Annotated in this window: 9 protein-coding genes, 1 pseudogene and 1 riboswitch; all 10 genes and pseudogenes read left to right on the top strand. The window is 70.7% G+C overall.

Translation table 11 applies throughout. The features are described from left to right. A pseudogene (locus GA0115259_RS41775) lies at positions 1–159 on the top strand (ROK family transcriptional regulator); the annotation flags it as partial. Positions 160–360: 201 nt separating this feature from the next. After that, a riboswitch (FMN riboswitch) is annotated at positions 361–491 on the top strand. Between the two features lie 181 nt (positions 492–672). Further along, positions 673–1,815: a bifunctional diaminohydroxyphosphoribosylaminopyrimidine deaminase/5-amino-6-(5-phosphoribosylamino)uracil reductase RibD gene (gene ribD, locus GA0115259_RS14130; RefSeq protein WP_093596065.1), complete on the top strand. Its 1,143-nt coding sequence runs from the start codon at positions 673–675 to the stop codon at positions 1,813–1,815. Further along, entirely contained in the window at positions 1,816–2,466 is a 651-nt protein-coding gene (locus GA0115259_RS14125) for a riboflavin synthase (RefSeq protein WP_093596062.1), read from the top strand. Further along, entirely contained in the window at positions 2,463–3,113 is a 651-nt protein-coding gene (locus GA0115259_RS14120) for a nicotinamide mononucleotide transporter family protein (RefSeq protein WP_093596059.1), read from the top strand. The genes GA0115259_RS14125 and GA0115259_RS14120 overlap by 4 nt, the downstream gene beginning before the upstream one ends. Continuing rightward, the gene (locus tag GA0115259_RS14115; protein ID WP_093596056.1) at positions 3,110–4,468 is read left to right on the top strand and encodes a bifunctional 3,4-dihydroxy-2-butanone-4-phosphate synthase/GTP cyclohydrolase II; all 1,359 of its coding nucleotides are present in this window, start codon (positions 3,110–3,112) and stop codon (positions 4,466–4,468) included. Before GA0115259_RS14120 ends, GA0115259_RS14115 begins: the two co-directional genes overlap by 4 nt. A gap of 87 nt (positions 4,469–4,555) precedes the next feature. Beyond that, positions 4,556–5,041 (top strand): 6,7-dimethyl-8-ribityllumazine synthase, encoded by a 486-nt coding sequence (gene ribH / locus GA0115259_RS14110; RefSeq protein ID WP_093596053.1) that lies wholly within the window; start codon positions 4,556–4,558, stop codon positions 5,039–5,041. A 34-nt stretch (positions 5,042–5,075) separates the two neighbouring features. Continuing rightward, complete coding sequence (locus GA0115259_RS14105; RefSeq protein WP_018850137.1) at positions 5,076–5,348, top strand: phosphoribosyl-ATP diphosphatase; 273 nt, start codon at positions 5,076–5,078, stop codon at positions 5,346–5,348. Between the two features lie 116 nt (positions 5,349–5,464). Next, positions 5,465–6,313 (top strand): ATP phosphoribosyltransferase, encoded by an 849-nt coding sequence (hisG, locus tag GA0115259_RS14100; RefSeq protein WP_093596050.1) that lies wholly within the window; start codon positions 5,465–5,467, stop codon positions 6,311–6,313. 66 nt (positions 6,314–6,379) lie between these two features. Continuing rightward, positions 6,380–6,943 (top strand): PH domain-containing protein, encoded by a 564-nt coding sequence (locus GA0115259_RS14095; protein ID WP_093596047.1) that lies wholly within the window; start codon positions 6,380–6,382, stop codon positions 6,941–6,943. 233 nt (positions 6,944–7,176) lie between these two features. Further along, the coding region (locus tag GA0115259_RS14090) for a hemolysin family protein (protein ID WP_107469184.1) at positions 7,177–8,574 on the top strand (1,398 nt) is incomplete at its 3' end.

Raw genomic sequence — 8,574 nt, 5'->3', positions numbered from 1 at the left:
GCCCTGGCCGCCCGGGTCGAGGCCCGGCTGGCGGCGATGTCGCCGCTGCACACGGAGGTCAGAGCCGGGACCCTGGGCGGTACGGCCGTGCTACGAGGCGCCCTGCTGACGGCACGCGACGCGGCCCAGGACGACCTGTTCGCGCCGGAACCGAACTGACCGCCCGAGCCGAGCAGTCGGGGCCGAGCCAGGCCGGGCCGGGCGGAGCGGGCCATCCCGAGCCGACCGAGCGGGCTGCCCCGAGCCGACCGAGTCGGCTACGCCCGGAATATGAGACGGCTCGAGCGCCTGTGAGACAGCCCACAGATATCCCTCGGATGGCCGACGAGCGGGCGTGGCACACTGGTCGCGTACCAGAAGCAGCGCACTCCGGGGTCGGTGTAATTCCGAACCGGCGGTAACAGTCCGCGACCCGTCCGCAGCCAGCGGCCGGTTGATCAGGTGAAATTCCTGGACCGACGGTGAAAGTCCGGATGGGAGGCAGTGCGCGGCGGGCCGTCATCGGTACGCCGCCGTCGGCGGATCGTCCTCGGACGATCCGGATCGTCGGCCTCGGCGTCCCTGTGTGCGTTCCGCTTCTCTGTCGTCATCGACAGGCCCCGGAGTCCGTGCCCGAAGAGGCAGGAGGACCCGGTGGCCACCGAAGCCGAGGCCGTGACAGACGCCGACGCCATGCGTCGGGCCATCGCGCTGGCCGCGCGCGGGCTCGGTTCCACCAGCCCCAATCCCGTCGTCGGATGCCTGATCCTCGATGCCGCGGGACGCCCTGCCGGCGAGGGATTCCACCGGCGCGCGGGCGGACCGCACGCCGAGATCCACGCCCTGCGCGCGGCCGGCGAACGGGCCCGTGGCGGCACGGCGTACGTCACGCTCGAACCCTGCGATCACACCGGCCGTACCGGTCCCTGCTCCCAGGCGCTCATCGAGGCCGGGGTCGCCCGGGTCAGTTACGCGGTCGCCGATCCGAATCCGCAGGCCACCGGCGGCGCGCGGACGCTGCGCGCGGCCGGGATCGCGGTCGAACAAGGGCTGCTCGCCGAAGAGGCCGAGGCCGGCAATATCGCCTGGCTCACCTCCGTACGGCGCGGCCGGCCCCATGTCCTGTGGAAGTACGCGGCCACACTCGACGGCCGGATCGCCGCCGCCGACTCCACCAGCCGCTGGATCACCTCCGCCGAGGCCCGCGCCGATGTCCACCGGCTGCGCGCCGAGGCCGACGCGGTCGTGGTCGGCTCGGGCACCGCGCGTACCGACGATCCGCATCTCGCGGTGCGGGATGTCGAAGGCGCCGTACAGCCGCTGCGCGTGGTGGTCGACACGGAGGCCACCGCCGTACGGGCCGGCGCCCGGATCCTGGACGGTGCCGCGCCCACGCTGATCGCCGTCGCCGAGGACGCCGATCTCACGGACTCCGGTCATCTCCCCGATGTCGTACGGCTGCCGCGCGGCGTACGCGGTCTGGACATCCCCGCCCTGCTGGCGGCGCTGCACGAGCGCGGCGTCCGCTCCGTACTGCTCGAAGGCGGTCCGGTCCTGGCCGGCTCGTTCGTCGCCGCCGGAGCGGTCGACAAGGTCGTCGGCTATCTCGCTCCCGTCCTCCTCGGCGCGGGTCCCGCCGCCCTCGGCGACGCCGGAATCACCACCATCGCCGAGGCGTTGCGACTCCGGATGACGGAGACCGCACGGATCGGCCCCGATCTGCGGATCACCGCGATCCCGGAACCGGCGACGGCAGCCGCGTCCGCCGAGGCCGAGCCCGTACCCGCAGGCGCACCAGGTCCTGTCCCGGGCACCACCACCACGAAGGAGCGTTGAGTGTTCACCGGAATCGTCGAAGAACTGGGTGAGGTCACTGCCGTCGAGAACCTCGGCGACTCCTCACGCTTCCGCCTCCGCGGGCCCGTCGTCACCGAGAACGCCAAGCACGGCGACTCGATCGCCGTCAACGGAGTCTGTCTCACGGTCGTGGACTTCGGCGACGGCGAGTTCACCGCGGATGTGATGGCCGAGACCCTGAACCGGTCCAGTCTCGGAGCCCTGGAGACCGGCTCCCGGGTCAATCTGGAGCGTCCCATGGCGCTCGGCGGCCGGCTCGGCGGACATATCGTCCAAGGGCATGTGGACGGCACCGGCACCATCGTGGAGCGCAAGCCGTCCGAGCACTGGGAGATCGTCAAGGTCTCGCTGCCCGCCGCGCTGACGCGCTATGTGGTCGAGAAGGGCTCGATCACCGTCGACGGAGTCAGCCTCACGGTTGTGGACGCCGGACCGGACTACTTCACCATCAGCCTCATCCCCACCACGCTCGCGCTGACCACGCTCGGCATCAAGGCGCCCGGCGACCCGGTCAACCTCGAAGTCGACGTCATCGCGAAGTACGTCGAGCGGCTGCTCGGCGCGGGAGCGGGCACAGGAGCGGGCGCCGCAGCCGCAGCCGGAGCCGGAGCCGAGGAGTCCGCCCTGTGAGCGCGCTGTCCTGGCTGAACGGCGAGGCCTTCACGGCCTTCGGCCAGCACATCCTGTGGTCCGACATGATCGGCAACACCATCGGACTGGCCGCGCTCGCGCTCGGCTGGCGGCGCTCGATCTGGACCTGGCCCGCGCAGTTGCTCTCCGGGATCATCCTCGTCGGCGCCTATGCCTCCGCCGAACTGGGCGGTGGCGTCGGCAAGCAGCTACTGGTCATCGGAGTCGCGCTGTGGGGCTGGCGCCAGTGGCAGCACGGTACGCGGCAGGCCCAGGACGGTTCCATCGCCGTACGGTTCGCGAGCTGGTCCGAGCGCGGTGTGCTCCTCGGCGGTACGGCGGCGGGCACGCTCGCCGTCGGCGGCCTTTTCGTCGCCGTCCCCGAACTGTCCTGGAATCCCTGGCCCGACGCGTACATCTTCGTCGGCACCCTCGCCGCGATGGTCGCCCAGGCGCGCGGGCTCGTCGAGTTCTGGTTCGCCTGGCTGCTCGTCGACCTCGTCGGCGTACCGCTCGCCTTCAGCAGCGGACTCGCCTTCTCCGGCTTCGTCTATGTGATCTACCTCGTCCTCGTCCTGTGGGGAATGCGTGACTGGTGGCTGCGCTCCCGCGCCGGCGCCCCGTCCCTGGAAGGAGCAGCAGCATGACATCCCGCCCGTCGGCCACATCCCGTCCGGCAGCAGTCACCGCCCTCAACGAGGTACCGCACGCCGCCACTCCACCTGTCTGGTACTCCACGGACAATGTCGAGGACCTCTCCCTCGACCCGGTCGAGCAGGCCATCCGTGACATCGCGGCCGGCCGGCCGGTCGTGGTCGTGGACGACGAGGACCGCGAGAACGAGGGCGACCTCGTCATCGCCGCCGAGAAGGCCACGCCCGAGATCGTCGCCTTCATGATGAGCGAGTGCCGCGGACTGATCTGCGCGCCGATGGAGGGCCCGGAGCTGGACCGGCTCGAACTCCCGCAGATGGTCGGCCACAACACGGAGTCGATGCGCACCGCCTTCACGGTCTCCGTGGACGCGGCGCCCGTCCATGGCGTCACCACCGGAATCTCCGCCGCCGACCGGGCCACCACGCTCCGGCTGCTCGCCGCGGGCGACACCGAGCCCGCCGATTTCGTCAGGCCGGGCCATGTCTTCCCGCTGCGCGCCAAGCCCGGCGGTGTGCTCGTACGGAACGGTCACACCGAGGCTGCCGTCGATCTGGCCCGGCTCGCCGGGCTGCGTCCGGCCGGCGCGATCGTGGAGATCGCCGGTGAGGACGGAGTGATGCTGCGGCTGCCCGAACTGATCCCGTTCGCGCGTAAGCACGGTCTTACGATCATCTCGATCGAGGATCTGATCGCCTACCGCCGTACCACCGAGCCGACCGTCCACCGTGCCGCCGAGGTCCGGCTGCCCACGGCCTTCGGCGAGTTCACGGCGTACGGCTACCGCTCCACCGTCGACGGCGTCGAGCATGTCGCCCTCGTCCACGGGGACATCGGCGACGGCGAGGACATGCTCGTACGCGTCCACTCCGAGTGCCTCACCGGCGATATCTTCGCCTCGCTGCGCTGCGACTGCGGCCCTCAGCTCCAGGCCTCCATGGAGCGCATCACCGAGGCCGGGCGCGGCATCGTCGTCTATCTCCGCGGTCATGAGGGCCGGGGCATCGGGCTGCTCTCCAAGCTGCGCGCGTACGAACTCCAGGAGCGCGGCCGGGACACCCTCGACGCCAATCTGGAGCTCGGCCTGCCCGCCGACGCCCGTGACTACGCGGCGGGCGCGCGGATCCTCGACGACCTCGGCGTGCACAGTCTGCGGCTGATGACCAACAACCCGGACAAGACCGCCGCGCTGGTCCGTCACGGGCTCCGGGTCACCGGACGCGAGCCGATGCCCGTCCAGGCGGGCGAGCACAACCTCCGCTATCTGCGCACCAAGCGCGACCGGATGGGACACGACCTGCCCTGGCTCGACGCCGCCGTCGGCGCGTCCGCCTGCGGCAACCAGTAGGAGCCGGCGTGGCTCCCGCACCAGCACACATCCACACCCACATCCACATCCAACGACAGACCAGCACGCACAGCTTCAAGGAGAGACGTGAGCGGCAAGGGCGCACCCGAACTGAGTGTGAAGAACTGCGGAGACCTCCGGGTCGCCGTGATCGCGGCACTGTGGCACGAGAAGATCATGGACGGCCTTGTCGACGGCGCCCTGCGCGCCCTCGGGGAGCTCGGCATCGACGAGCCGACGCTGCTCCGTGTCCCGGGCAGCTTCGAACTGCCCGTCGTCGCCAAGGTGCTCGCGGGACGCGGCTACGACGCGGTCGTCGCCCTCGGTGTCGTCATCCGGGGCGGTACTCCCCACTTCGAGTACGTGTGCCAGGGCGTCACCCAGGGCCTCACCCAGGTCTCCGTCGACACCGGAGTGCCCATCGGCTTCGGCGTACTGACCTGCGACACCGAGGAGCAGGCTCTCGACCGGGCCGGGCTGGAGGGCTCGCACGAGGACAAGGGCCATGAGGCGGTCACCGCCGCCGTCGCCACCGCGGCCACCCTGCGCACCGTCGCCGAGCCCTGGCGCTGACGGCCTCCGCGGGCCGCGTAAAGTGACTCCCACCATGTCCAAGAAGACGTTCGAGGAGCTCTTCGCCGAGCTTCAGCAGAAGGCCGCCAACGGCGACCCCGCGACCTCCCGTACCGCCGAGCTGGTGGACAAGGGCGTCCATGCCATCGGCAAGAAGGTCGTAGAAGAGGCGGCCGAGGTGTGGATGGCCGCCGAGTACGAGGGCAAGGAAGCCGCCGCGGAGGAGATCTCACAGCTCCTCTACCACGTCCAGGTGATGATGGTCGCGCGCGGAATCTCCCTCGACGACGTCTACGCCCATCTCTGACCGGCCCCGAGCCGGCGGCCGGCTCGGAGCCGGCGCCTTCGGGCACCGGCCCGGGGCGGCTCCGTACGCGCACGATCCCCGCACAACCATCCCTTCGCACAAAGGAATCCGCCGTCATGTTGCGCATCGCCATTCCCAACAAAGGTTCACTGTCCGGACCTGCGTCGGCGATGCTCCATGAGGCCGGATACCAGCAGCGCAAGGAGTCCAAGGAACTCGTCCTGGTCGACCCGGACAACGAGGTGGAGTTCTTCTACCTCCGGCCCCGGGACATCGCGATCTATGTGAGCTCCGGCCGGCTCGACATCGGCATCACCGGCCGTGATCTGCTGCTGGACTCCGGCGCCAACGCGGAGGAGATCCTTCCGCTCGGCTTCGCGCGCTCCACCTTCCGGTACGCCACCAAGCCGGGCACGGCGGCCGGTGTCGAGGAGTTCGGCGGGATGACCGTCGCCACCTCCTACGAGGGCATCGTCGCCAAGCACCTCGCGGACAACGGCGTCGACGCCTCCGTCGTGCACCTCGACGGCGCGGTCGAGACCGCCATCGAACTGGGTGTCGCCCAGGTCATCGCCGATGTGGTGGAGACCGGCACCTCGCTGCGGAACGCGGGCCTCGAAGTGGTCGGCGAGCCGATCATGACATCCGAGGCCGTGGTCATCCGGCGCACCGGCGCGGGCGCGAACGAGCCCAAGGTCCAGCAGTTCCTGCGCAGGCTCCAGGGCGTTCTCGTGGCCCGTTCGTACGTGATGATGGACTACGACTGCCGCGCCGAGCACCTGGAGCGGGCCGTCGCCCTCACGCCGGGCCTGGAGTCGCCGACCGTCTCTCCGCTGCACAATGAGGGCTGGGTCGCCGTCCGTGCGATGGTTCCGGCCAAGGAGGCGCAGCGGATCATGGACGATCTGTACGAACTGGGCGCCCGTGCCATTCTGACCACGGCGATCCACGCCTGCCGCCTCTGACGTCAACGCCTCTGACGTCACGGCCTCCGACGCACTCCGATGCCACCACGGGAAGACCAGGAACCGATGTCCGCTCCCGAGCCCCAGCCAGGTCCGTCTGATCCATCCGGTCCATCCGGTCCATCGGACTCCTCCGACACCGATACGCCGGAACCGAATCGCCCGCAGTCCGGCGGTCCGTCCGGGGCCGTGGAGCCCGTCCTCCCGGTCACCTTCCGGCCGACCAGGACCCGGATCGTCCTGCTGACCGTGGGGGTGGTCATGTTCACCGTCATCACGGTCGTCGCCCTGCTGCTGGAGAAGCTGGGCCCGGGCGAGCGGGCGAGCTTCATTCTCACGGCCCTGATCTTCCTCGGTGTACTGGCGATGCTCAGCCGTCCCAAGGTCGTGGCGGACGCCGGCGGAGTGACCGTGGTCAATCTCACCCGTACGCGCCGACTGGAGTGGGCCGAGATCCTCCGGGTCAATCTGCGTCCCGGCGATCCCTGGGTCTTCCTCGATCTGAGCGACGGCAGCAGCCTGCCCGTGCTGGGCATCCAGCCCGGTATCGCCAAGGCGCACGCCATCCGTGACGCACGCGCCCTGCGTGCGCTGACGGAGTCGCACGGCACCGGTACGGAGAAGAACTGACCGCGCGGAGCCGGTCCGGCTCCGCGCGACGGGTCCTCCACAGCGCCGTACACCACTGCCCCCGCACGCCCTGTCTTGATTACTCTGGTGGCGGAGGCGCCGAGTGCGCCCCCGCCCCGCATATGACGGCCGTGTCGGCCCGTGGGGCACCTGCGACCCGAGGAGTGACTCCCTCCAGCAATGGACGGATCGTCCGGTAGTACCTGCGCCGCCCCCTTCGAAGAGGCGGCGGCATGACCATCCCCCTTCTGCTGCTCGCCGCAGCGTTCCTTCTGATCCTCGCCAACGGCTTCTTCGTGGCCGCCGAGTTCGGCCTGGTCACGGTGGACCGCCCGGACGCCGAGCGCGCCGCCGCCGGCGGTGACCGCCGCGCCCGCGCCGTCGTCAGATCCCTGCGGGAGCTGTCCTTCCAGCTCTCCGGCACCCAGCTCGGAATCACCATCACCTCGCTCGTGGTCGGCATGCTCGCCGAGCCCGCGCTCGCCGGGCTGCTCGACGGGCCGCTCCTGGCGACCGGACTGCCCGAAGGCGCCGTCTCCGGTATCGCCGTGGTGATCGGGATGCTGCTCGCCTCCGCCGTCCAGATGGTGATCGGCGAACTTGTACCGAAGAACTGGGCGGTCTCCCGGCCGCTCCAGGTCGCCCGGTTCGTGGCGGGCCCGCAGTATCTCTTCGCCACCGTGTTCCGACCGGTGATCTCCCTGCTCAACACCGTCGCCAACCGGCTGGTCCGGGTGCTCGGCGTGGAGCCGACCGAGGAACTCGCCTCGGCCCGCACGCCCGGCGAACTCGTCTCCCTGGCCCGCCACTCCGCCCGCGCGGGCACCCTCGAACAGGACACCGCGGATCTGTTCGTACGGACGCTCTCGCTCGGACGGCTCACCGCGCAGCACGTCATGACGCCCAGGGTGAAGGTGAGCGCCCTCCAGACCGACGCCACCGCGGCGGACGTCCTCAACCTCACGCGTGCCACCGGTCTCTCCCGGTTTCCCGTCTACCGGGAGCGCATCGACGAGATCGTCGGCATGGTGCATCTCAAGGACGCGCTCGCCGTGCCCGTGGCGGACCGGCTGCGCACGCCGGCCGGAGAGATCGCCGTACCGGCACTGCTGGTGCCCGAGACCCTGCCCGTGCAGCAGCTCCTCGAACGGCTGCGCAGCGAGCAGCCGATAGCCGTCGTGGTGGACGAGTACGGCGGTACGGCCGGGGTCGTCACCCTGGAGGACATCATCGAGGAACTGGTCGGCGAGGTGCGCGACGAGCACGACGCCGAGGGCGACGGACGGCCGGAACTGGCTCCCGTCGCAGCCGAGGACGGCCGCCCGGCCTGGGACGCGGACGGCAGCGCCCGGGTTCCCACGCTGCGGCGTATCGGGCTGGACGTACCGGACGGGCCGTACGAGACACTGGCCGGCCTGGTCGCCGATCTGCTGGGACGTATCCCGGCTCCCGGCGACAAGGCGGAGCTGCCCGGCTGGCGGCTGTCCGTGCGCCAGGTGGACCGCTACCGGGCCGAACGGGTCCGGCTGGTACGTACGGCCGACGCGCCGCCCGGCACCACGGCGTGGGCACCGCCCGCGCCCACGGCGGACGCCCTGCCCGCGCCGTCCGTGACCGCGGCCGACGCGCCG

It is taken from the genome of Streptomyces sp. MnatMP-M17, assembly GCF_900091995.1.
Lineage (GTDB): Bacteria > Actinomycetota > Actinomycetes > Streptomycetales > Streptomycetaceae > Streptomyces.
Note: the sequence above shows the minus strand (reverse complement) of the source record. Positions and strands in the feature narration are given on the sequence as shown.

What these genes read in the sequence shown, in the direction of transcription:
- GA0115259_RS14105 (WP_018850137.1), top strand. Translation starts at nt 5,076, where the DNA reads ATGTCCAAGAAGACGTTCGAGGAGCTCTTCGCCGAGCTTCAGCAGAAG.
- GA0115259_RS14095 (WP_093596047.1), top strand. Translation starts at nt 6,380, where the DNA reads ATGTCCGCTCCCGAGCCCCAGCCAGGTCCGTCTGATCCATCCGGTCCA.
- ribD (WP_093596065.1), top strand. Translation starts at nt 673, where the DNA reads ATGCGTCGGGCCATCGCGCTGGCCGCGCGCGGGCTCGGTTCCACCAGC.
- hisG (WP_093596050.1), top strand. Translation starts at nt 5,465, where the DNA reads ATGTTGCGCATCGCCATTCCCAACAAAGGTTCACTGTCCGGACCTGCG.
- GA0115259_RS14115 (WP_093596056.1), top strand. Translation starts at nt 3,110, where the DNA reads ATGACATCCCGCCCGTCGGCCACATCCCGTCCGGCAGCAGTCACCGCC.